Raw genomic sequence first — 24,637 nt, forward strand, 5'->3', positions numbered from 1 at the left:
CATCAACCACAACAGCAAGCCTCTCAAAATCCCCTTTCATTGACAAGCACAAAAGCATCGGCCTCGCAGCCCATCGCAATTTCATCCCACCCAACCACGTATCCGTGTAGCCCATGTCCCGACTCCTTTCCCTGCTCCCGCTCCTGCTGACGCTCTTCAGCCCATTCCTCCAGGCCCAACCACCAACGCCTGCCGCCAATGACGAGGTCCGCAAGGTCATGGAAACCTTCAAAGGCCGTGGCGTCATGCGTGGCGAAACTCCACCCACTCCCCCAGACGCCGCACCAGACTCCTTCCAACTCCGCGATGGACTCGCCCTCGACCTCATGGCTGCCGAACCCATGGTCGAACAACCCCTTTACTTGAGTTGGGACTCGCGCGGTCGACTCTGGGTCACCCTCTACCGCCAATACCAGTTCCCCGCCGGACTCAAAATCACCAGCTACGACCAGCACCTGCGCGCCGTCTTCGACACCATCCCCCAACCCCCTCCTCACGGCGTCAAGGGAGCCGATCAGGTCATCGTTCTCGAAGACACCAACCACGACGGCCAGTTCGACAGCCGCAAGGTTGTCATCGACGGACTCAACATCGCCACCGCCGCCATCAAGGGAGCCGGTGGCATCTGGGTCCTCAACCCGCCCTACCTGCTCTTTTATCCCGACGCCAACCACGACGACATCCCCGACAGCGACCCCGAAGTCGCTCTCAGCGGCTTCGGCCTCGAAGACACCCATGCCGTCGCCAACAGCCTGCAATTCGGCCCCGACGGCTGGCTCTACGGCGTCAACGGCAGCACCACCACCTGCAACATCAGCAGCCGTGTCACCAAAAATATCCGCTTTGAAGGTCAGCATGTCTGGCGCTTTCACCCCAAGACCCATCGCTTCGAAGTCTATGCCGAAGGCGGCGGCAACACCTTCAATCTCGAAATCGATTCCAACGGCCGCTTCTTCTCCGGCACCAACGGCAACGCCCGCGGCATCCACTACGACCAAGGCATGAGCGGCATCAAAAACTTCGGCAAACACGGCCCCGCCGGCAACCCCTACGCCTTCGGCTACTTCGACCACCTCGAAACCAAAAGCGACGGCAAACGTTTCTCCCAAGCCTTCTGCATCTACGAAGGCGGCGACCCCACCCTCACCAAACTCCTCGGCAACCGCATCATCGCCCCCAACTCCCTCCACAATTTTGTCTACGTCAGCCGACTCATCCCCACCGGCTCCACCTTCCGCGTCGAAGACGATGCCCCCTTGCTCAAAAGCACCGACTCCTGGTTCCGTCCCGTCGATATCAAAGTTGGACCCGACGGCGGCATCTGGATGGCCGACTGGTATGACACCCGCCTCAGCCACGTCAGCCCTGTCGACGACTGGCACAAAACCAGTGGTCGCATCTACCGCGTCCGCGCCAACACCGAACCCTCTCCTAGCAAACCCTTCAATCTCCACACCAGCCCCGCCGCCGACCTCGTCAAACTCCTCAACCATCCCAACAAATGGTTCCGTCGTCAGGCCGGCTTCGAACTCGCCTGGCGCAACGCCACCGAGGTCCTCCCTGACCTCGAAAAACACCTTCGCTCACCCAATCATCCCCACGCCATCGACTCCCTCTTCGCCCTGCACATGCTCGGCGGCCTCCGCGACGAACTCGCCCTCGACCTCCTCGTCCACCCCAACCCCTCCCGCCGCCGCTGGGTCATCCGCTGCATCGGCGACACCAATCAAACCAGCCCCCGCATCGCCACCGCCATCCGCGAACTCGCCCTGCGCGAAGACCATCCCGAAGTCCGCACCCAACTGCTCTGCAGCCTCAAACGTCTGCCCGCCAGCAACGCCCTCCCCGCCCTGCGCGTGATGCTCACCCGCGATCAGGACCTCACCGATCCCCGCATCCCTCTCCTCCTCTGGTGGGCTCTCGAAGACAAAGCCGAAACCGATCGCGAACCCCTCCTAGCCCTTTTTGACGAATCCGCCGTCTGGCACAGCCAGCTTGCCCAATCATACGCCATCAAAAACCTCGCCCGCCGCTGGGCTCTCGCCGGAGGCACCGACAACTTCAACGCCTGCGCCGGCCTGCTCCGACGCGCCCCACGTGACACCGACCGCACCCTCGTCATCGAAGGCATCGCCTCCGCCTTTCAAGGTTCCAAAATGCCAGTGCTTCCTCCCGCCCTCGCCGAACCCCTCCAGGCACACCTCAAAAAACTCGTCGAAGATGACCTCCTGCTCGCTGTCAAAACCGGCGACAAAACCGCCATCAAAAAATCTCTCGCCGTCATCACCGATCAAAAAGCCCCCACCGAAAAACGCATCGCCCTTCTCGAAGCCCTCGCCGCCGCCAATCATCCCGACCTCCCAAAAATCCTCCAATCCCTCCTCAAATCTCCCGGCAACCTCCCCCTCAAACACGCCGCCCTCAACGCCGCCGGCCGTTACGACGACCTCGAGCTCGCCAGAACCGTCCTCACCGGATACGAAGCCCGCTTCGCCGGTGACCCTGCCCTGCGCGACGCAGCCCACCGCATGCTCGCCAGCCGCAAAGAATCATCCACCCTGTTCCTCGACCAACTCGATGCCCGCACCATCAAACCCACCGAAGTCGCCGTCGACGTCGTCAACCAGATGCGCGTCTACAACGACGAATCCTTAACCATCCGACTCGACAAACACTGGCCCCCCGTCACCACCCTGCTCGCCGCCGACCAGGCCACCGAAATGACCCGCATCAAAACCATACTTACCGCCCAACCCGGCAACCCCAAACAAGGTCACCTCATCTACCAGCAGCGCTGCCACGCCTGCCATAAACTCTTCAACGAAGGCGGCCTCGCCGGACCCGACCTCACCGGCTATGAACGCAGCAATCTCGACTTCTGGCTCACCGCCATCCTCGCCCCCAACGCCGAAATTCGCGAAGGATTCGGCACCTACATCGCCAAGCAAAAGAACGGTCAGATGCTCATGGGCATGCTCGAAAAGCAAGACGCCACCGGCATTCTCCTGCGCGACATGGCCGGACAAAAACACCTTATCTCCAACAACGACATCGAAACCCTCGACGCCTCCCCCGTCTCCCTCATGCCCGCCGGCCTGATCCAAGGCCTGAGCGACGAAGACCTCCGCCATCTCTTCGCTTACCTCATGAAACCTTAGCGTCCTTGTCCACGCCGTATCCATCCCATCAAGGCCAGCAGCGCCGTGACTGCAGCCATCGCGATGGAAAATACGTCGCCATGTTTCGCATAGAAAGTCATGGGCGGATTTTTCTCCAATGCCACCTCTTTGGGCAAAAACCCTTTGATGAACACACTCCCGGTGTTTGGGTCCTGAAGCTTGTCGGCCTTCGCAATTCTCCCATGGGAATCCACAAAACAACTCACCCCCGTATTGCAGGAACGGGCCATCGGACGACGCAATTCCACGCAACGAAAAATCGCATTGGCGAGATGAACCTCATTCTCGTTGCTCTGCAAGAACCACCCGTCGTTGGTCATGTTCACGATCATTTGTGGTGCGTCCCTCACAAACTTTCTGGCCAGCCTTCCCACCGTATCTTCAAAACAAATCAGCGGAATGATCTGCACTCCACCACCCGCCGGAAACTCCAACTTCAAAGGCTCCGTTGATTCCCCAAAGGCAAAATCGCTCGGCAGAATCCCCCCCAGCAATGCCTCCACCCCCGGCACTCCACGCATCGGCAGATACTCCCCAAACGGCACCAGATGAATCTTCCGGTAGAGCTCGTGATTCTCGAAACTGCCCTGCATCAAAGCCGCTCCGTTGTAACCGGGCTCATTCGGCATCTGAATGTCGGTTCCTGTCAGCAGCGCATACTGATGATCCTCAAACAGCGCGTTGAGAAAATCGAAATGATTCGGATCATGAAACGCATAAGAAAGCGACGTCTCCGGCCAGATTACCAAATCCGGTTTGGAAGTGATCAGACCATACCTCGTCAACTCACCCATCTCCTGATAAATCTGTTCATGGGTCCCGGGCGTCCAGCGCACCACCTGCGGGATGTTCTGCTGCACCACCAGCGTCCGCACCTTCACCGTCTCCCCCGGCTTTTCCGACAATACATTCACCCCAAAGAAAAAGTTGGCAATCACCAGAAACGCCGCAAAGAAGAAATCCAGATGCGGACGCGCCCCCCGCTGACCCGCTTCGATGCGAAACCGCACCACCGTCGTATAACCGATGCACCCCACCAACACCGGCAGGAACGAGAGACCCGTCACCCCGACGAACTCCGCCGTTTGAATCATCGCCAGATGGTGACGCATCGCCACCCCCAGGCCATTCCAGCCAAACCCGGTGAACACCACCCCACGCAGCCACTCACAAGCCACCCACGCCGCCGCGCAAACCAGTCCACAACGAATCGAAGCAAACGACAAACTCACCCACTTGCGTCGCCCCTCATCCCTCGCCTCCTCCAACTTGGGCCTCCCAATCGTCACCGCCAACGCCCCCCAAATCCCCCAATAAACCGACAAGTAAGCGCCCAATCCTAACACCGCCCCCGCCCCCAACAGCTCAGGTCCCCACCCCACCCACGAATGATCCATCGCGCCATGAATCACCCTCGATGAATGCCGCACCCAAGCCAGATTCGGAATAAAAAACGCCAGCCCCGCCAGATACCCCAAGCCAAATCCCCGCCGCCAGGGTTTTTTGTCCTTGGAAGATGAAGAAGAGGCATCCCCCCACCACAACGCAAACAACAGCGGCAGCATCCATACCCACACGACGATGCCCACATTCCAGTTCGGATACGCAAACGTCAGCGTCACCCCACTGACAACCGCTAAAAATGGTCGGAGATATTTCAAGCCGCGTATCCTGCCCGCAAACCCACCCAAGGGCAAGCGAAGGCATCTGCCATTCAAGCCTTCAACCGTGCTTCGCCTCAATGCGCCGATCCAGATCTTCAATCAACGCTTCATCACCGAGACGGGAAATCACATCTTCAAGGAAACCCAGCTCGATCAACCGGCGCGATTCACGATCCGCAATGCCGCGCGCTTTGAGATAAAACAACTCATCCTCGCTGATCGGGGCGCTGGTGGCACCGTGACTGCACTTCACCTGATCCGCATTGATCTCCAGACCGGGCATTGACACCGCCTCACACTCTTCGCTGTTCAACAAGTTGCGACATTTCTGGTAGGCATCGGTGTAATGCGCACCTTCCGCCACCTGTATCAGTCCCGAAAAAATCGAGCGGGAATTATCAGCCAGAGAATTTTTGTAAAGCAGATCACTGAAGCTGTGTGGGGCCAAATGATTCTGCAACGTGCGCATGTCGACCACCTGGTCATTCACCGGGAGAGTCACTGCAAACATCTCGCTGCGCGAATGTTCACCCACCAGATCACTGACGCTTTCGCTGCGCGCAAACGCCGCGCCGAGCTGCAATTGAAGCGCCTGCACTTCAGCATTCTTGCCCACCGACGTCGATGAGATATGCAGCGCATTGGCTTTGTCCGCCATCTCCTGAACATTGATATACTGAATGCGGCTGCTTGGTCCGGCCACCAGATCGGCCACCGCAATGCTCTGCGCATGTTCCTGATTCAATGAGCCGTGATGATCCACCACCGTGACACGCGACTGTTCACCTGCCACAATCAACGTATGCGGGAAAGTCACGGCATTCTCACCACTGACCCAATGATAGATTTCAATCGGAAGTTCCTGCACCGTGTTTTTGGGAACCAAAACCACCGCCCCGGCCTTCACATGAGCCAGATGCAGCGCCGCAAACTTGGTTGAACCAAGAGCCGATTCACGCTTCATCAAATACTGCTCCAGGACATCCCCATGCGTGCGCAGCGCTTCCGCAAATGGAAGGCATTGCACACCAAGCGCCAAAGCGTCGGCCGAAGCATGAACAAGACGATCATTGAGAAACACCAGCTTGGCTCCCAATTTGGAAATCCCTTGCGAGAGCAATACCGCACGCTGCTGATCTTCAGCACCGGCCTCTTTCGCCAGATGCAACCCATCAAGCTGAATGCGCCGGGCATTCGAGTAACGCCAGGTCTCCGTCTTCGCGGCAGGCACGGGTGTCGCCAGATACACCTCCCAAGCACTGCGCACCCGCTGCTGGAACCAGACAGGGGCTTCATTAAGTCGATTAAAATCCGGCTCCAGGTGCAGCTGATCGGCGGATGAAGGAGTTTCCGGTTGTGGCTCGGTAACGGTGGACATGTAAGAGGGAGGCAAAAAAGATAAATGGGTCAGATGTTATGAACTAGCACGGCACGCAGGCAAGCAGGATGGGGTTGGTTAACCAACGGAACCTTCCATCTCCAGATCAATCAGTCGCTTCAGCTCCACGCTGTATTCCATCGGGAATTCGCGCACCAGATCGTTGATGAAACCATTGACGCTAAGGCTCATCGCCTCCGCTTCACTAAGTCCACGCTGCTGCATGTAAAAGATCTGCTCGGAACTTACCTGGCTGACGCTCGCTTCATGCTGCGTCGCGTGTTGGTTGCCCTTCACATTGATCGCCGGATAGGTATCCGTGCGGCTGCTGGTGTTGATCAACAAGGCATCACACTCGGTGTTGTTCTTGCAACCCTTCAGGTGTTTGGGGATCTGCACCAATCCACGATAAGTGGCACGACCTTCACCAATCGAAATGGATTTGGAAATGATGTTGCTCGTCGTGTCATCCGCCGCATGCACCATCTTGGCACCGGTGTCCTGATGCTGACCACTGTTCGCGAGGGCGATGCTGATCACTTCGCCACGCGCACGTTTGCCTTTCATGATCACGCCGGGATACTTCATCGTCAGCCGGCTGCCGATGTTGCAATCAATCCAGCGCACTTCCGCATCTTCCATGGCGATGCCACGTTTGGTCACCAGGTTAAACACGTTGCTGCTCCAGTTTTGCACCGTCACGTATTGGATCTTGGCACCTTTCAAGGCCACCAACTCCACCACCGCGCTGTGCAAGGTTGAAGTCTCAAACTTCGGTGCCGTGCAACCTTCCATATACATCACTTCAGCCCCTTCATCGGCGATGATGAGCGTGCGCTCAAACTGACCGAACTGTTCGGAGTTGATGCGGAAATAAGCCTGTAAAGGATGTTTCACTTTCACGCCCTTCGGAATGTAAATGAACGACCCACCGGAAAACACTGCGCTGTTCAACGCGCTGAATTTGTTGTCGCTGGAGGGGATCACTTTCCCGAACCAGGGCCGGAAAATTTCTGGATACTTCGCCAGGCCTTCAGCACTATTGACGAAGATAACGCCCTGCTCTTCCACTGCCGCCTTGATGTTGGAGTAAGCCGCCTCGGAGTCGTATTGAGCTTCCACGCCAGCAAGGAACTTGCGCTCCTGCTCAGGAATCCCCAAACGGTCGAAGGTGCGCTTCACATCTTCAGGCACGTCATCCCAACTGCGCTTCGGCTTTTCACCGGAGGACAGGTAATAACGGAACTCATCAAACTTGATGTTCTCCAAGTCCTTGGTCGCCCAATGCGTCGGCATCGGTTTGGAGTTGAAAATCTCCAGCCCCTTTTTGCGAAATTCACGCACCCAGTCAGGATCGTTTTTGACGTCGGCAATGTAGTCGACCGTCTTTTCGCCCACGCCGAATCCGGCGTCATACTTGTGCACCTCGGGAAAATAAAAATCCCCAACGGAGTCGACCTTGATGTCGGCGATTTCTTCTTCTTCAGTAGTCATGATCGTATCCAGTTAAGTTTCTATCTCAGGCCACCGCAGCGGCCAGCTCTTCGCGAGCCCATTCGTATCCTTTGGCTTCCAGTTCGAGCGCCAGTTCCGGTCCACCGCTGTGCACAATGCGACCGTCCACCATCACGTGAACGATGTCGGGTTTGATGTAATCCAGCAGACGCTGGTAATGGGTGATGACAAGGAATCCACGTTCCTCAGAACGCATCGCATTTACCCCGCGTGAAACCACTTTCAGCGCATCAATGTCGAGTCCGGAATCGGTCTCATCCATCACCACATACTTGGGTTCCAGCATCATCATTTGCAAAATTTCGTTGCGCTTTTTCTCACCGCCGGAGAATCCTTCATTCACACTGCGGGAGGTAAACGAGCGGTTCATTTCCAACTGATCCATGCGCTGATAAAGTTTCTTGTAATAACCCACCGCATCCAATTCATCGCCCTTTGGCAAACGCGCCTGCAGCGCCGCACGGATGAAGTTCGCATTGCTGACACCTGGGATCTCAAACGGATATTGAAACGCCAGAAACAATCCGGCACGTGACCGCTCATCAACTTCCATCTCCAAGATATCGACTCCATCCATCGTGATGCTGCCACTGTTCACTTCATAATCTTCATGCCCGCAAAGAACTTTGCTCAAGGTGCTTTTGCCGGAACCGTTTGGCCCCATGATGGCGTGAACTTCGCCGGGTTTCACTTCAAGGGTAAATCCGCGCAGAATTTCGCGGCCAGGGATGCTTGCGTGCAGGTTGTCGATTTTAAGACTCATGGTATGGGAAAGAGATAAAGAAAGAAAAGGAGAGTTGAGCGAACTAGGCGTGGGTTTTTTTGGTGCATTCAGGACAGCGACCACGGATCGCCACATCGAGACCGGTCACCGTCACGCCTTCAGGCAGACGCCAAAGTTTTTTGGCCTCAATGACCTCCATCGGCGGTGCATCAATCACCAGCCCGCAGCCCTCACAATGGAAATGCACATGCTCCTGAAGGTTTGCGCAAAACCGCGAGGAAGCCCGCTCAATGTTGACCTGACGGATCAGTGCATGCTCCGTCAGCGTCTCCAAACAATTGTAAACCGTCGCCAGCGAAATGCCCGGGATGCGCTCTTTGGCCCGCATAAAAACTTCGATGGCCGTGGGATGATCGCAGGACTCCTGCAAGACATCCAGCACCTGTCGCCGCTGCGGCGTCATGCGTAGATCAGCCGGCATCGCAGTCTCGTGAGAGGTAGGATCGTTGAGTTTCATGTGAGTGAGGAATGGTGGAAGCCTGAGCCCCTCACTATAAAACGATTCAGAAGACAATCAAGAATGATTCTAAATCTAATCTCTGCAAATAATCTCACTTTCCCAAGCCCCTCCCGCGAATTTCAAATTCCCAATCCCCCTGTTCCCGCTATGCTCACCCCCAAATCATGAAACTTGGACTCATCGGCTGTGGAAAAATGGGCTCGGCATTGCTAAACGGCGTGCTCGCAGCCGGATTGGTCAAACCTGAAGATGTGCTCATCTGCGACGCCTACGCGACCGCCGCCATGCAGCTCAAAAATCGGCATCCTTCCCTTATCGTCGTTTCCGACGCCGCCGAACTCGCCCCCCAGGCCGACGTCGTCATCCTCGCCGTCAAACCCAAGGACATCCGTCCCCTTCTCGAAAACTGCGCCTCCCTCAAAAAATCCCCTCTCTGGCTCTCCATCGCCGCCGGTATCACCCTTAAACAACTGCAGGACTGGTCCGGTCCCAAAGCCCGCGTCATTCGCTCCATGCCCAACACCCCCGCGCAAATCGGCAAAGGTTACAGCGCGTTCGCCAAAGGCAGCACCGCGACCGACTCCGACGCCCAGATCGCCCGCGACCTCCTCGGTGCCGTCGGCCTCGTCGATGAAGTGCCCGAATACCTCCTCGATTCCATCACCGGCCTCAGCGGCAGCGGCCCCGCCTACGTCTTCACCATCATCGAAGCCCTCGCCGATGGCGGCGTCCTCATGGGCCTGCCCCGCGACGCCGCCTTGCGCGCCGCCGCCCAAACCGTTGTCGGTGCCGCCCAGATGGTCATCGACACCGCCCAGCACCCGGCATCCTTGCGTGACGCCGTCACCAGTCCCGGCGGCACCACCATCGCCGGCCTCGAACAACTCGAAAAACACGGCCTCCGCAACGCCCTCCTCCAAGCCGTCCGCAAAGCCACCGAACGCAGCCGCGAACTCGCCGGCTAAAATAAAAGTAGAAGGCCCGTCCCGGGCCTTTCATTTCCTCTCTCCATCCAAGGTCATGTCCGACCTGCTCGCCAGCATCGAAGCCGAAAAGCATCGTGATCGCCAACGCTGGCGCTGGTTCATCATCACCACCGCCATCGGGCTGCTCGTCACTCTTGCCTACGCCTTCCTGCACGACGACCCCCCTCCCGACGACGCAGCCATCACCCCCACCTTCACCCCCGGCGGCGGCCCCCAAAACCCCCTCATCCGCTTCATCGAAGGATCCGAGTCACTGTTAGTCGACTCGGAAATCTCATTTGAGGCCCTCGCTCTCACCATAGGCACTGAAGACGAACAAAAACGCCACCTCGCCAAGAACACCGCCTTTATCAACGCTTGGGACAATCTCATGTTGAGTGATCCCGCCACTTGGCGCTCTCCACTCCAGTTTAGTAGCCTGCAAAGCACCACCGAAAGCGATAACACCTTCCTCATTCGATTGCAGGATATTTCCCGTCTCATCCGCATGAAAGGTCATCTCCTGATTCGTCAAGGTGACCACGTCCAAGCCACCAATCTAGCCCAGCAACTCATCCGCTTCGGCAAAGGCATCACACAAACACAAGGTGGCATCATGTATTGGTTGGTCGGCATAACCCAACAACACTTGGGACTTCAACTTTTGGAGCACAGCCTTGCCACGTGCTCCGATCCACAACCACTACGCGCTGCAAATGACTTCCTTCAAGTTCTCGAACCCTCAGTTCAAGATCTCCAGCTATCGCTGAAAATCTCCCACCTTGATACAAAATCAATGTTGGACCTCTTCCTCGCCCAAAACGCCAATTCACATTGGCAATTAAGAAAAAATCGCACCCTCCGCTTCGAACTCTCTCTTCTCCACCCCTTTCTCGATGCACTTAACGAAAGTGGCCCGGCCATATTAGCCGCCCAACAGCATTATCGTCAGGCTACTGAAGACTGGGATGAACAACCATGGTTCTCTCGTTTCAACCCCAACGCCACAGGCTATGGACGTTCGATGTTTAACATTGCCGCAATAGACCGAGTCGGCACCGGAGCCCTGCACTCGATGACCTATTTTCGCATCACCCGCCTCATGCTCGCTATACGCCGCCACGAACTCGACCACCAAAAACTTCCCTCTTCCCTCACCGAACTGATCCCCGCCTACATTCCTCAAATTCCCCTCGACCCCTTTGACAACCAGCCACTGCGCTGGAACCCCATCACCCAACGTATCTACAGCATCTCAGCCGACCAAGCCGATAACAACGGCTCTTTCAAACAGCCCCTCGCCTTTAAAGGCCCCGACTTCGGCATGTTTTACTGGTGGGGAGCCGAAGCCATCGCGTTTCGCCAAAAAACATTTACTCCACGTTCCAACCCCTGACACGCACATCCCCCCACCCCAGCCCGCACGTATCACCCCTGATGCACACCCAAACCATCTGGGTCCTCGGCGATCAACTCTCGCCCAACAACGCCGCCCTCACCGCCGCCGATCCCGCATCGGCCGTGGTGCTCATGATCGAATCCAAAGCCCGCGGAGCCCTTCGACACTATCACAAAAAGAAGCTCCTCCTCGTCTACTCCGCCATGCGCCATTTCGCCAACGATCTGCGTCAGGCCGGATGGACCGTCGACTACCACCTTCTCACCGACACCCCCGACTTCGAATCCGGCCTCAAACGCCACCTCGAAACCCATCACCCCACCTCCATCCAGCTCACCGAACCCAACTCCTTCATCGAAACCACCGCCCTCAAAAAACTCGCACGCAAACTCAACACCGACCTCACCCTCCTCCCCACCCAACAATTCCTCTGCCCTCGCGCCGACTTCCTCGCCTGGGCCAGCCCACGCAAACGCCTGCTCATGGAGGATCACTACCGCCGCCTGCGCAAACAAACCTGCTACCTCATGCAGAAAAATGGCGAACCCGTCGGCGGCCAGTGGAACTTCGATCACGACAATCGCAAAACCTTCTCCGACTGGCACAAAGCCGGACGCCCCACCACCCCCATCCCCGCCCTCAAACCCGACACCATCACCCGCGAAGTCGCCGCGCTCATCGACACCGAATTCGCCGACAACCCCGGCACCACCGAAAATTTCTCCCTCCCCGTCGACCGCCACCACGCTCTGAAGTGGCTCGACAACTTCATCACCCACCGCCTCCCCACCTTCGGCGACTACGAAGACCTCATGGTCAGCACCGAACCCGTCCTCTTCCACTCCCTCATCTCCCCCCTCATCAACCTCGGCCTCCTCACCCCCCAGGAATGCGCCGAAAAAGCCATCACCGCTTATGAAAACGGCCACGCCCCCCTCCCCGCCGTCGAAGGTTTCGTCCGCCAGATCATCGGCTGGCGCGAATACATCAACGGCATCTACTGGCTGCGCGGACCAGACTACGCCAAAGAAAACGCCCTCCACGCCCACCGCCCCCTCCCCGACTGGTTCTACCACGGCAACGTCCCCATGAGCTGCCTCAACCACGTCCTCCATCAAGTCATCGACACCGGCTGGAACCACCACATCCAGCGCCTCATGATCCTCGGCAACTTCTGCCTCCTCGCAGGAATCCGCCCCGACCAAACCCTGCGTTGGTTCACCGAAATGTATGTCGACGCCAACGAATGGGTCATGGCCGCCAATGTCGTCGGCATGATCTGCCACGCCGATGGCGGACTCATCACCACCAAACCCTACGCCGCAGGCTCTGCTTACATCAACCGCATGAGCGATTATTGCCCCTCCTGCCAGTTCGACCCCAAACTCAAAACCGGCCCCCAAGCCTGCCCCTTCAACTACCTCTACTGGAATTTCTACGACCAACACGCCGACCGCTTCAACAACAACCCCCGCACCAGCATGCCCGTCAAAAACTGGCTCAAACGCCCCCCAAAAGACCAGCAGGCCGTGCGCGACTCCGCCACCACCTTCCTCAAAACCTGGGTCCCTGTCCCCGAATGACCACCAAGAAAATCAAACCACCCAAAGACCCCTGGCTCCACTGGTTCAAAACCCAACGCTGGAAACCCTTCCCCTTCCAGCAACAAACCTGGAGCGCCTATCTCAACGGCAAAAGCGGCCTCGTCCACGCCCCCACCGGCCTCGGCAAAACCTACGCCGTCTGGGGCGGCCCTATCCTCGACTGGCTCCAGCAAAACCCCGACCCCACCACCTGGCCCAAAATTTCCTCCCCCGAACCCCTCCGCGTCCTCTGGATCACCCCCCTCCGCGCCTTGGCCAACGACACCGTCGAATCCCTCCAACTGCCCATTCGCGACCTCCGCCTCCCCTGGACCGTCGAACTCCGCACCGGCGACACCAAATCCGCCGCCCGCCAACGCCAGCGCAAACACTTCCCCACCTGCCTCGTCACCACTCCCGAAAGCCTCTCCCTCCTCCTCAGCTACCCCGACCTCCGGGAAAAATTCGCCACCCTGCAAGCCGTCATCATCGACGAGTGGCACGAACTCCTCAGCTCCAAACGTGGCGTCCAAACCGAACTCTGCCTCGCCCGCCTGCGCCGCTGGCAACCCAACCTCCGCACCTGGGGCCTCTCCGCCACCCTCGGAAACCTCCCCCAAGCCCTCGAAGTCCTCACTGGCCCCAACCTCCCCCCCGAAAAAACCACCCTCATCTCCGCCCAAATCCCCAAAAAATTCGAGCTAAAAACCCTCCTCCCCACCCGCACCGAGTCCTTCCCCTGGTCCGGCCACGTCGGCCTCCACCTTCTCAAAAACGTCATCGCCCAAATCGAAAAAAAACAAACCACCCTCCTCTTCACCAACACCCGCTCCCAATCCGAAATCTGGTTCCAGGCCCTCCTTAACGCCCGACCCGATTGGGCCGACAAAATCGCCCTCCACCACGGCTCCATCGACCGCTCCGAACGCGAAAAAACCGAAATCCGCCTCCGCTCCGGCGACATCCTCTGCGTCGTCTGCACCGGCAGCCTCGACCTCGGCGTCGACTTCTCCCCCGTCGAACAAGTCATCCAAATCGGCGGCCCCAAAGGCATCGCCCGCCTCCTCCAGCGCGCCGGGCGCAGCGGCCACCAGCCCGGTGCCACCAGCCGCATCTTCTGCGTCCCCGCCCACGCCATGGAACTCGTCGAATTCGCCGCCATCCGCGACGCCATCAGCCTCGGCCAAATCGAATCACGCGACCCCCTCACCGCCCCCCTCGACCTCCTCGCCCAGCACCTCGTCACCCTCGCCCTTGGCGGCGGTTTTACCGAACCCGAAACCCTCGCCGAAATCCGCAGCACCCACGCCTACCGCCACCTCAGCGACCGCGACTGGCAATGGACCCTCGACTTCGTCGTCCGCGGCGGCAACGCCCTGCGCGCCTACCCTCAATTCAAACGCGTCCAAAAAAACACCGACGGCCTCCACCTCGTCACCGAACCCCACATCGCCCGCTTCCACCGCATGTCCGTCGGCACCATCACCAGCGACGCCATGATCACCGTCAAACTCCAAAACGGTGCCTACCTCGGCAGCCTCGAAGAATCCTTCATCGCCCGGCTCAAACCCGGCGACCCCTTCTCCTTCGCCGGCCACCGCGTCGAACTCGTCCGCGTTCGCGACATGGCCGCCATCGTGCGCCGTTCCCAAAAAGCCTCCCGCCTCGTCCCCCAGTGGATGGGCGGACACATGCCCCTCTCCTCCCAGCTCGCCACCGCCGTCCGCGCCAAACTCGCCGAAGCCCGCCTCGGCCACTTCCACGGACCCGAAATGACCTCCGTCAAACCCGTCCTCGAACTCCAGGCCCGCGACTCCCTCATCCCCAATCCCGACGAACTCCTCATCGAATCCGCCCACACCCGCGAAGGCCACCACTACTTCATCTACCCCTTCGCCGGTCGACTCGCCCACGAAGGCCTCGCCTCCCTCACCGCCTTCCGCCTCAGCCGCGATGCCCCCCGTTCCATCACCCTCACCATGAACGACTACGGCTTCTGCATGACCACCCCCACCCCCGTCGAACTCGACCCATCCGGCTGGCAAAACCTCCTCTCACCCGACCACCTCCTTGATGACCTCCTCGCCTGCCTCAACTCCGGCGAACTCACCAAACGCAAATTCCGCGAAATCGCCCGCATCGCCGGCCTCATCTTTCAAGGCTACCCCGGAGCCAGCAAAAGCACCCGCCAGATCCAAGCCTCCAGCGGCCTCTTCTTCGACGTCTTCACCCGCTACGACCCCGACAACCTCCTCCTCAACCAGGCCCGCCGCGAAGTCCTCCAATACCAGCTCGACGAACACCGCCTTACCCAAACCCTGCGCGCCATCCAGACCATGAAAGTCATCCCCATCCCCACCGAACGCCTCACCCCCCTCTCCTTCCCCTTGTGGACCATGTGGATCCAAGGTCAAGTCAGCACCGAAGCCTGGTCCGACCGCGTCCGCCGCATGGCCGAACAACTCGAATCCACTTCATAAAACTCAATCTCAAATCTCAAATTTGAAATCTTTATCCATCACTTGGGCGAACGAAACCCTCCATCTTTTCCCCGAGCGCGCCCTCTGGTGGCCCCGCCAATCCACCCTCTTCATCACCGACCCCCACTTCGGCAAAGCCGCCACCTTCCGCCACGCCGGCATCCCCATCTGCGAATCCTCCCACGACGCCGACCTCCTCCGCCTCACTCACATCCTCAACCAAACCAACGCCCAACACCTCATCATCCTCGGCGACTTCCTCCACGCCCGCACCGGCAACAACCCCACCCCCCTTGCCGCCCTCCCCCAATGGCGCGCCACCTGTCCCGGCCTCCCCATCCCCCTCATCCCCGGCAATCACGACCGCCACGCCGGTCCCCCCGCCCAATCCCTCAACATCGAACTCGTCCACGGCCCCTGGCCCCTCCCTCCCTTCACCTGCTGCCACGAGCCCGAATCCCTCCCCGACCACTTCACCCTTGCCGGTCACCTCCATCCCGCCCATCGTCTCAGCACCAATAACAGCAGCCTCACCGCCCCCTGTTTTCATCTAAGTCAAAACCTCCTGATTCTCCCCGCCTTCGGCACCTTCACCGGCACCAGCCGCATCCACCCCAAACCCGGCGACAAGATCTACCTCGTCGGCCCCACCGAAGTCCTCCAAATCCCCACCCGCTAACTCCTTCCCAAGGAAAGGCGATCTCCAGATCGCCTCTATCTATCGGGCCACGGATGTCTCATCGGTCTCTCTTCATCAGTCCATCGGACCACCGACGTTCCGTCGGTCTCAGAGCCCCACTTCCCCAACGTGACAAAACCGTCGACCACCCCCCATTGACCGTAGCCCAGTCACCCCCTCATTAAAGGTTCGCCAACGCCAACCTTCCCCATACCATGGTCATCGACCTCAGCTCCAAGCTGCACCACCCGGTCTCCCGCCAGCTCTACAAAGCCGCCGCCCCCCTCGTCGAACGCAGCCTCCACATCCGCGGCTTCAACGACCTCTACGAACGCACCCGGCTATCCGTCAACGCCCAGCCCGACACCCCCGCCCCCTTCGCCTGGTTCACCGCAGCCCTCCAGCAACTCAAAGTCCGCTGCGACCTCGACACCCCAAAAAACTTCACCATCCCCCAAGGCCCCCTCATCGTCGTCTCCAACCACCCCTTCGGCCTCCTCGACCCCCTCATCCTCGGTCACTACCTCTCGCAGCACCGCCCCGACCTGCGCATCATGACCAACTTCCTCCTCAACGAACTCGAAGACATCCGGCCCCTCATCGTCCCCGTCGACCCCTTCCACCACCCCGACAGCCCCCAGCGCAACCTCCGCCCCATCAAAGAATGCCTGCGCCATCTCAAAAAAAACCACGGCGCCCTCGCCATCTTCCCCAGCGGCGAAGTCGCCCACTACCAACCCGGCCACGGCATCCAGGAATGCCCCTGGAGTGATCACGTCGGCGCCCTCGCCCGACGCTCCGAAGCCGCCGTTCTCCCCGTTTATTTCAAAGGCCGCAACAGCGTCCTTTTCCAAACCGCCGGCATCCTTCATCCCCGCCTGCGCACCAGCCTTCTCCTTCGCGAACTCTTCGACCGCAGCCGCCACCCTGTCACCATGCGCATCGGCCGCCCCATCCCCTACTCCCGACTCAAACACTTCGACAACGACACCTCCCTCACCCGCTACCTCCGCCTCCAAACCCTCGTCCTCGGCCAACCCAACCTCCCCAAAAAATCCGCCCCCTCCGTCGCCTTCTCAACCCCTTCTCCCTCACCCAACACCCCCAGCACCCTCACCCGCGAAGTCGCCGCCCTCCCCCCACCCCTCGCCCAGCAGGGCCACCTCGCCGTCCACATCGCCACCGCCTCACAAATCCCCCACCTCCTCCAGGAAATCGGTCGCTGCCGCGAACTCACCTTCCGCACCGTCGGCGAAGGCACCGGCAACGCCATTGACCTCGACCGCTTCGATCCCCACTACCTCCACCTCTTCCTCTGGGACCACCAAAACCAGACCCTCGCCGGAGCCTACCGCATCGGCCGCTGCGACCAACTCCTCCGCGCCCACGGCAAAAAAGGCCTCTACACCCACACCCTCTTCAAATACAAAAACGCCTTCACCGACGGACTCCACAACGCCCTCGAACTCGGTCGCTCCTTCATTCTCCCCACCTATCAACGCAACCCCGCCGCCCTCCCCCTCCTCTGGAAAGGCGTCTTCACCTGGATCTCCCAACATCCCCAATACCGACGCCTCTTCGGCCCCGTCACCATCAGCCAGGACTACCAGCAGCTCTCCAAACGCCTCATGGTCTCCTTCCTCACCCACCACCGCGCCGACCCCACCCTCACCCCCCACATCCGCCCAAGAAAACCCTTCCACAAAAAAGGCAGCAAAAAACTCCTGCGCGAATTCATCTCCGCCGACCTCCGCGAAGTCGACGATTTCTCCGCCGTCATCGCCAGTCTTGAAGCCGACGGCAAAGGCCTCCCCATCCTCCTCAAACACTACCTCCGTCTCAACGGCACCCTCCTCAGCTTCAACGTCGACAAATCCTTCTCCAACTGCCTCGACGGCCTCATCCACGTCGACCTCCTCAACGTCGAACCCCGCCTCATCACCAAATACCTCGGCCCCACCGCCGCCACCCAATACCTTGCTCATCATCAATCCCCCATCTAAGAACATCTGAGTTCGTCTGCGCCCATCTGAGTCAAAAGACCCACCAACCGAAACCAACGCCCTCCGCGTGACGAATCAAGAAAGTGACACCCATTCACCCATCTTGACCCCGTCACCACCACCATGACCACCCGCACCCTCGGCAAAACCGGCCCCACCGTCTCCACCCTCGGCCTCGGCTGCATGGGCATGACCGACCACTACGGCCCCGCCGACCGCACCACCAGCCTCGCCACCCTCCACGCCGCCATCGACGCCGGCATCACCCTGCTCGACACCGCCGACTTCTACGGCGCCGGCCACAACGAACTCCTCCTCCGCGAAATCCTCGCCACCACCCCACGCGAAAAACTCATCATCAGCGGCAAATTCGGCGCCATGCGCGACCCCTCCGGCGGCTGGGGCCCCATCGACGCCCGCCCCGCCTTCATGCGCCACTCCCTCGCCCAATCCCTCCAGCGCCTCAACATTGACCATATCGACATCTACCGCCCCGTCCGCCTCGACCCCAACGTCCCCATCGAAGAGACCATCACCGCCCTCGCCACCATGGTCAAAAAAGGCTACATCCGCCACATCGGCCTCTCCGAAGTCAGCGCCGACACCATCCGCCGCGCCCACGCCATCCATCCCATCTGCGACGTCCAGCTCGAATACTCCCTCCTCACCCGGGGTGCCGAAGACACCATCATCCCCACCTGCCGCGAACTCGGCATCGGCATCACCGCCTACGGCACCCTCTCCCGCGGCCTCCTCAGCGGCCACTTCGACCCCACCGCCCTCACACCGCGCGACTTCCGCAGCGTCAGCCCGAGATTCCGCGCCGCCAATCTCGAAAAAAACCTCCAGCTCGTCGAATCCCTCCGCCCCCTTGCCGAGCAACACAACGCCACCATCGCCCAGCTTGCCATCGCCTGGGTCCTCGCCAGCGGCGACGACATCATCCCCATCATCGGCGCCCGCACCCCCACCCAACTGCAAGAAATCCTCGGCTCCCTCACCCTCCCTCTAAGCTGGACCGACCTCCCCGACATCGAGCAAGCCATCCCCAAAAACGCCGCCTCCGGCGAACGCTACCCCCTCGCCATGCTCCGCGACATGGACAGCGAACGCCCCACTCCCCAGGGTTAGAATCACAAACACCTTCCCTAACAAAGGCACCTACACTCCCGCCAATCGTTCCTTGATCGCTTCCCTCACAATTTTCGAATACGAATTCTTGGCAGGAAGATTCTGCGGCGAAGAAAATGCCAGCGCGAGTTGATCATGCGTTGTCGTGAACGAAGATCCCTGCACCAGAGGAAAAGGGGAAACGCTCGACGATTCGTCTATGGAATAGTCTTGAAAGGTAATCGACCCCGGCTGCAACGCATACTCCGCAAGTTTGTTCCCCAACCGCTCATAAATTCTCCTTAGCACCGGAGTTGGACAGATAAAAAACAATCCCTTTTTGCATTGCTCTTCCACCCGCAGAAGATGCCCTTTGGTGATCAACTGCGGGAGAATGCGTTTGTTGACATTCTCCCAATTGAAGTTGGACGACTTCCCCTCCAACGGCGCCGCAAACCCCTCGATCCCACTCCCCTGATGCAGCGATTGTAACTCCCAACTCTGTCTCCGATAGCTTCCTGTCGTATCAATGGTTTGCACCTCAACCGCAACAAACTCCAGCAACTCTCCCCCACCATCAACATGGGCGATGATCCAATCAAAAGAGTAGGTTGAACCGCGCGACTGAACCTTAAGTTCCTTGCCCAGCCGCTGACCAAAAGGAATAGCGGCACCACCCGAAGGCAACCCACCGGTCAGATTCGTCACCATTGGAACAGTCGGCCCGAATGCCGTCAAACAAACCTGCCACAACACCTGATACTCATTCGCGTAAAGTCGCTGCGGACAACAAATGACAGCCGACTTGTCTTTAGAAGCCGAGGCCGTGCACAACCCTGATGCCATCCCGTCACTAAAATTTTTTCTGCATGGCAACGAAATGAAAGGGCACTTCCGACTTCGAACTGCAGCTCCGAACCCTTCAGCCGTTGGCGAGACACCAAAAAGCTCATTTACTTTAAGCGGCACAACTGCTTTTCCCCCTCACTTCAAGATGAGACTTCATCGTTTCGGCAATCGCCCTGGCCAACAACACCGGCACGGCATTGCCAACTTGCTCAAACTGAGATCCCCGGTTGCCCTTAAACCTGTAGTAGTCCGGGAAACTTTGAATCCGCGCCGCTTCACGCACAGAAAACGCACGCGCCTGGTCTGGATGGAAGACCGCCCCCCAATGAGGGTCGCACTTGGTCAACATCGTGCACGCCAGCGAATCCCAAGCCAGCCTTCCATACCGCTTGGTATGGTCAGACCTCCGGGCCTTTTTCATCCCTTCCGGCAACAACTCAAACGGAATATTGGTCCAGGCACCCCCGGCAGGGATATGCCTCAATCGCTCTAAATTGATTGGCGAAAGTTTGTTCGACGTATGATTGAACAACTTCTCAGTTCCCATTCGTAGTTCAGCCGCATACTTGCTGATCTCACGGCGTTTCCCATACGGCATCTCCTCAGCACCGCCACCCGCCTCAATCATCGGCAAATCCGAAATCGCATCCCTGAGCGTCACCGCAGGCTCCAGCATCAAAGAATCCAACGGTCTCAATCGGGTGGTCAGCGTTGAACCTCCGGTGAAGTTCGCCAGTGCCTCATGAAAATGAGTGGGCTCCGGGTGCACCAAACCGGGCGATAGCGACGCAAGAAAAATCAAACGGAAGCGATTCTGCGGCACACCAAAATGCGCCGCCAACATGATCCGACAACTCGTCTTATAACCCCGATCAGTCAGCTCCCGCAAAATCGTTTCTACCACACGCCCTCCGCCAAGCGAAAGCATCCCAGGCACGTTCTCAATCAACAGAGTTCTCGGAGCAAATTCGTCAACAAACCTCAGGTAATGCCGAAACATCGAGTTGCGGGGATCATCAAGTATCCGGTCCGGCGCATAAATGGAAAAGCCCTGACACGGTGGACCGCCCAAAATACAATCCAACTCTCCTTTCTGTAACCCAAGCTTGTGCCGCACACTCTCAGGGTCCTGGTTTTCAATCGGACCGTGCGTGGCCCAAGTATCCCGATGATTCAGTCGAAACGTTTCGACAGCGTTCTCGTTAAAATCATTGGAATATAGACAATTGAACCCCGCCTGGCGAAAGCCCTCGGTAATTCCACCGGCACCAGCAAACAGATCAATTGTATTCAAGTCTCCCATATCTAGATTTCAATCCTGACACGCCCTCGTCCAAAAACAATCGATTGTTGTTCATTTGAATACTTTTTACCGACATCTTTGACTTGGAACAAAGTGACACTATCTAAACGACATCCCGATTCACACCATAAAATTCACCGAGAATTGCCTACCCTTCCCCCACCCGCAACACCGCCCCCGTGTCCGCGCTCGTCACCATCGCCGCATAACGCTCCAACCACCCACCCCGCACCTTCGGCTCCGGCTTCTTCCACGCCAATCTCCTCCGCTCCAACTCCCCCTCCTCCACACACAGCCTAATTCCCCGCGCCGGAATATCGATCTCAATCAAATCCCCTGCTTCCACCAACGCAATCGGCCCGCCCGCCGCCGCCTCCGGCGACACATGACCAATCGCACCCCCACGCGTCGCTCCCGAGAACCGACCGTCCGTGATCAGCGCCACCGATTCCGCCAAACCCCGACCCGCAATCGCCGATGTCGGTGCCAGCATCTCCTGCATCCCCGGTCCCCCACGCGGCCCCTCATACCGAATGATGACCACATCCCCCGCCTTCACCTTCCCCACCAAAATCCCCACGCTTGCTTCTTCCTGCGACTCAAAAATCACCGCCGGACCCGTAAACTTCATCATCGTCTCAGCCACTCCCGCCGCCTTCACCACACAACCTTGCGGCGCCAGATTCCCAAACAACACCGCCAAACCACCCCTCGGCGAATGCGCATTCTCTATCGACCGGATCACATCCGCATCCCTCACCTCCGCCCCCTCAATCACCTCACCCAACGTCTTTCCCGACACGGTCTTCGCATTCAAATGCAACACCCCCTCCTTCCGACTCACCTCCCTCAAAATCGCCGAAATTCCCCCGGCCCGGTCGATGTCCTCCATGTGATATTTCCCCGAAGGTGCCACCTTGCATAAATGCGGCACCCGCTCCGCAATCGCGTTAAAATCCTCCATCGACAAGCGCACCCCCGCCTCGTGCGCCACCGCCAGCGAATGCAAAATCGTGTTCGATGATCCCCCATCGCCATGTCCAAAGCCAATGCGTTATCAAACGCCTCGCGGGTTAAGATATCCGAAGGCCGCACGTTCTCCCGCACCAATCTCACCACCGCCCGACCCGCCTCTTCAAACAATCGGTCCCGACCCGCATCCGTCGCTAAAATCGACCCGTTTCCCGGCAACGCCAACCCCAGCGCCTCGCACAAACAGTTCATCGAATTCGCCGTGAACATCCCCGAACACGAACCACAAGTCGGACACGCATTCATCTCAATCTCCCGCAGCTTCCCCTCATCGATTCTGTTCGCCGACAACTGCCCCACCGCCTCAAACACCGACGCCAGATCAAGCGCCTTCCCCGTCACCGGATCCACCCCCGCCTTCATCGGCCCCCCCGAAACAAACACCGCCGGAATGTTCACCCGCGCCACCGCCATCATCATGCCCGGCACAATCTTGTCGCAATTCGGAATGCACACCACCCCGTCAAAACAATGCGCCCGCAACATCGTCTCCACCGAATCCGCAATCAACTCACGCGACGCCAAAGAATACTTCATCCCCCCATGCCCCATCGCAATCCCATCATCCACGCCGATCGTGTTGAACTCAAACGGCACCCCGCCCGCTGCCCTCACCGCCGCCCTCACCTTCCTGCCCACCACGTCCAGGTGAGCATGACCAGGAATGATCTGCACAAACGAATTCGCAATCGCAATGAACGGCTTGTCAAAATCCTCATCCGACTCAATCACCCCCGTCGCACGCAACAAACTCCGATGCGGAGCCCGCTGACTCCCCTTCTTGATGGTATCACTGTTCAACTTTTTCATCCCCCATCCTCCCTGAAAATCGACCATAACAAAAATACCCATCTGGTCGCGATATGATACTTTTTCAGTATGGACTACTCCCTGCGCGAACTTGAATGTTTCACCGCCGTCGCCGAAGAACTTTCCTTCACCCGCGCCGCCCGTCGACTTAACCTTGCCCAACCTCCGCTATCCCGGCACATCCGCACCCTCGAAGAAAAACTCGGAACCCAACTCTTCGACCGCGAATCCCGCACCGTCACCATCACCACCGCCGGCAACCTCTTCTATGAAGAAACCCGCGGCATCCTCCCCCAACTCACCCGCGCCGCCGAACTCGCCCGCCGCGCCGCCCAAGGCGAAACCGCCCGCCTCCGACTCGGCTTCGTCAGCGCCGTGCTCAATGCCGACCTCGTCGACACCTTCCGCCGTTTCCGCGAGACCCACCCCAGCACCCAAATCATCCTCCACGACATCCCCCCCTCCGAACAACTCCGCGCCATCGCCCAGGGCAAACTCGACGGCGGTTTCATCGGCCTCCCTCCCAACACCCCCTCCCCCGGCATCCAGTTCATCACTTGGCACAAGGAACCCCTCATCGCCCTCGTCCCCTCAGGTCATCCCCTCACCACTCACAAACGCCTCGCCCTCGCCGACCTCGCCAAAGAAAACTTCATCGCCGTCGCCGCCTCCGCCGCCCCGGCCTTCAGCACCTTCGTTCAAGAAAAATGCCGCAAAGCCGGCTTCCGCCCACGCATCATCCTCGAATCCCCACGCGCCCAAGCCGTTGCCGTCATGGTCGCCGCCGGCTCCGGCATCGCCCTCCTCCCCCAATCCATCGCCCACCTCATGGGCCCCGCTGTCATCGCCATCCCCCTTAAAGAAAAACCCACCATCGCCCACGTCTTCGCCCATCGAACCGGAAAGGCCGCTCAGCCCATGCAGCACTTTCTCAAGGCGCTCGGTTAAATTTGTGCCATGACTTCATCCAACAAACAGCGCCGCCATGCCCAGTCACTACTCGACCGACCGCAAGATCAACTGCGACCAATTCGTCGACCTTCTGCAACGTTCCACCCTTGCAGAACGACGCCCTGTCGACGACCCGGCATGCATCCAAGCCATGCTTGATCACGCCGACTTGCTGTGCACCGCGTGGGACGACGACCGATTGATCGGCATCGCACGCTCCGTCACCGATTTCCACTTTTGCTGTTACCTATCGGATCTCGCCGTGGACAAAAACTATCAACGAACTGGCATCGGCAAACAACTCATCCGACTGACCATGTCAATGCTCGGTCCCAAAGCCAAGTTGATCCTGCTATCAGCCCCACAAGCCACCGGCTACTATCCCAAAATTGGCTTCCAATCTCATCCGTCCGCCTGGATCATCGAATCAACCCGACCCTTGTGATAAAACTCATGATCGAAGGGTCTTCCGGGCTTTTGGAGTGCGACGATC

At 58.9% G+C, this 24,637-nt stretch carries 17 protein-coding genes and 1 pseudogene; 10 read left to right on the top strand and 8 right to left on the bottom strand.

Annotated features, from left to right (window positions below; genetic code table 11):
- The first annotated feature begins 113 nt into the window (after positions 1-113).
- Positions 114-3,158 (top strand): DUF7133 domain-containing protein, encoded by a 3,045-nt coding sequence (locus FEM03_RS04335; protein ID WP_138084963.1) that lies wholly within the window; start codon positions 114-116, stop codon positions 3,156-3,158.
- Here FEM03_RS04335 and lnt read toward each other — a convergent pair.
- The 5 genes from lnt to FEM03_RS04360 all read right to left on the bottom strand — a co-directional run bounded on the left by lnt (position 3,155) and on the right by FEM03_RS04360 (position 8,977).
- Positions 3,155-4,840, bottom strand: coding sequence for an apolipoprotein N-acyltransferase (gene lnt / locus FEM03_RS04340; RefSeq protein ID WP_138084964.1), 1,686 nt, complete (start codon positions 4,838-4,840; stop codon positions 3,155-3,157). The genes FEM03_RS04335 and lnt overlap by 4 nt on opposite strands.
- 61 nt (positions 4,841-4,901) lie before the next feature.
- Positions 4,902-6,221, bottom strand: coding sequence for a SufB/SufD family protein (locus FEM03_RS04345; protein WP_138084965.1), 1,320 nt, complete (start codon positions 6,219-6,221; stop codon positions 4,902-4,904).
- Positions 6,222-6,299: 78 nt separating this feature from the next.
- Positions 6,300-7,715, bottom strand: coding sequence for a Fe-S cluster assembly protein SufB (gene sufB, locus FEM03_RS04350; protein ID WP_138084966.1), 1,416 nt, complete (start codon positions 7,713-7,715; stop codon positions 6,300-6,302).
- A gap of 25 nt (positions 7,716-7,740) precedes the next feature.
- Positions 7,741-8,499, bottom strand: a complete 759-nt coding sequence (gene sufC / locus FEM03_RS04355) for a Fe-S cluster assembly ATPase SufC (protein WP_138084967.1) — start codon at positions 8,497-8,499, stop codon at positions 7,741-7,743.
- A gap of 43 nt (positions 8,500-8,542) precedes the next feature.
- Complete coding sequence (locus FEM03_RS04360; protein ID WP_138084968.1) at positions 8,543-8,977, bottom strand: Fur family transcriptional regulator; 435 nt, start codon at positions 8,975-8,977, stop codon at positions 8,543-8,545.
- 167 nt (positions 8,978-9,144) lie between these two features.
- Here FEM03_RS04360 and proC point away from each other — a divergent pair, with 167 nt between their 5' ends.
- The 7 genes from proC to FEM03_RS04395 all read left to right on the top strand — a co-directional run bounded on the left by proC (position 9,145) and on the right by FEM03_RS04395 (position 19,220).
- Positions 9,145-9,945 (top strand): pyrroline-5-carboxylate reductase, encoded by an 801-nt coding sequence (gene proC / locus FEM03_RS04365; protein WP_138084969.1) that lies wholly within the window; start codon positions 9,145-9,147, stop codon positions 9,943-9,945.
- Positions 9,946-10,000: 55 nt separating this feature from the next.
- Positions 10,001-11,341 (top strand): hypothetical protein, encoded by a 1,341-nt coding sequence (locus tag FEM03_RS04370; protein WP_138084970.1) that lies wholly within the window; start codon positions 10,001-10,003, stop codon positions 11,339-11,341.
- A 41-nt stretch (positions 11,342-11,382) separates the two neighbouring features.
- A complete protein-coding gene (locus tag FEM03_RS04375) occupies positions 11,383-12,927 on the top strand; it encodes a cryptochrome/photolyase family protein (RefSeq protein WP_138084971.1) in 1,545 nt (514 codons plus the stop codon).
- Positions 12,924-15,407: a ligase-associated DNA damage response DEXH box helicase gene (locus tag FEM03_RS04380; protein WP_138084972.1), complete on the top strand. Its 2,484-nt coding sequence runs from the start codon at positions 12,924-12,926 to the stop codon at positions 15,405-15,407. Before FEM03_RS04375 ends, FEM03_RS04380 begins: the two co-directional genes overlap by 4 nt.
- A gap of 22 nt (positions 15,408-15,429) precedes the next feature.
- The gene (gene pdeM, locus FEM03_RS04385; RefSeq protein WP_166442621.1) at positions 15,430-16,086 is read left to right on the top strand and encodes a ligase-associated DNA damage response endonuclease PdeM; all 657 of its coding nucleotides are present in this window, start codon (positions 15,430-15,432) and stop codon (positions 16,084-16,086) included.
- A gap of 215 nt (positions 16,087-16,301) precedes the next feature.
- Complete coding sequence (locus tag FEM03_RS04390) at positions 16,302-18,089, top strand: bifunctional lysophospholipid acyltransferase family protein/GNAT family N-acetyltransferase (protein ID WP_138084974.1); 1,788 nt, start codon at positions 16,302-16,304, stop codon at positions 18,087-18,089.
- Positions 18,090-18,212: 123 nt separating this feature from the next.
- Positions 18,213-19,220: an aldo/keto reductase gene (locus tag FEM03_RS04395; protein WP_138084975.1), complete on the top strand. Its 1,008-nt coding sequence runs from the start codon at positions 18,213-18,215 to the stop codon at positions 19,218-19,220.
- Positions 19,221-19,250: 30 nt separating this feature from the next.
- Here the strand turns inward: FEM03_RS04395 and FEM03_RS04400 are convergent, their stop codons facing one another.
- The 3 genes and pseudogenes from FEM03_RS04400 to ilvD form a co-directional block, all read right to left on the bottom strand.
- Positions 19,251-20,045 carry a NotI family restriction endonuclease gene (locus FEM03_RS04400; RefSeq protein ID WP_240772666.1) on the bottom strand — a complete coding sequence of 265 codons (795 nt, stop codon included), beginning with the start codon at positions 20,043-20,045 and terminating at the stop codon, positions 19,251-19,253.
- A 112-nt stretch (positions 20,046-20,157) separates the two neighbouring features.
- The gene (locus FEM03_RS04405; protein WP_138084977.1) at positions 20,158-21,351 is read right to left on the bottom strand and encodes a DNA cytosine methyltransferase; all 1,194 of its coding nucleotides are present in this window, start codon (positions 21,349-21,351) and stop codon (positions 20,158-20,160) included.
- A 148-nt stretch (positions 21,352-21,499) separates the two neighbouring features.
- Positions 21,500-23,193: pseudogene (ilvD, locus tag FEM03_RS25815) on the bottom strand (dihydroxy-acid dehydratase).
- Between the two features lie 69 nt (positions 23,194-23,262).
- Between ilvD and FEM03_RS04415 the strand changes: the two are divergent.
- Both FEM03_RS04415 and FEM03_RS04420 read left to right on the top strand, forming a co-directional pair.
- Positions 23,263-24,141: a LysR substrate-binding domain-containing protein gene (locus tag FEM03_RS04415; RefSeq protein WP_138084978.1), complete on the top strand. Its 879-nt coding sequence runs from the start codon at positions 23,263-23,265 to the stop codon at positions 24,139-24,141.
- 37 nt (positions 24,142-24,178) lie between these two features.
- Positions 24,179-24,589 (top strand): GNAT family N-acetyltransferase, encoded by a 411-nt coding sequence (locus FEM03_RS04420; RefSeq protein ID WP_138084979.1) that lies wholly within the window; start codon positions 24,179-24,181, stop codon positions 24,587-24,589.
- Positions 24,590-24,637: the final 48 nt, after the last annotated feature.

It is taken from the genome of Phragmitibacter flavus, assembly GCF_005780165.1.
Taxonomy (GTDB): Bacteria; Verrucomicrobiota; Verrucomicrobiia; order Verrucomicrobiales; family Verrucomicrobiaceae; genus Phragmitibacter; species Phragmitibacter flavus.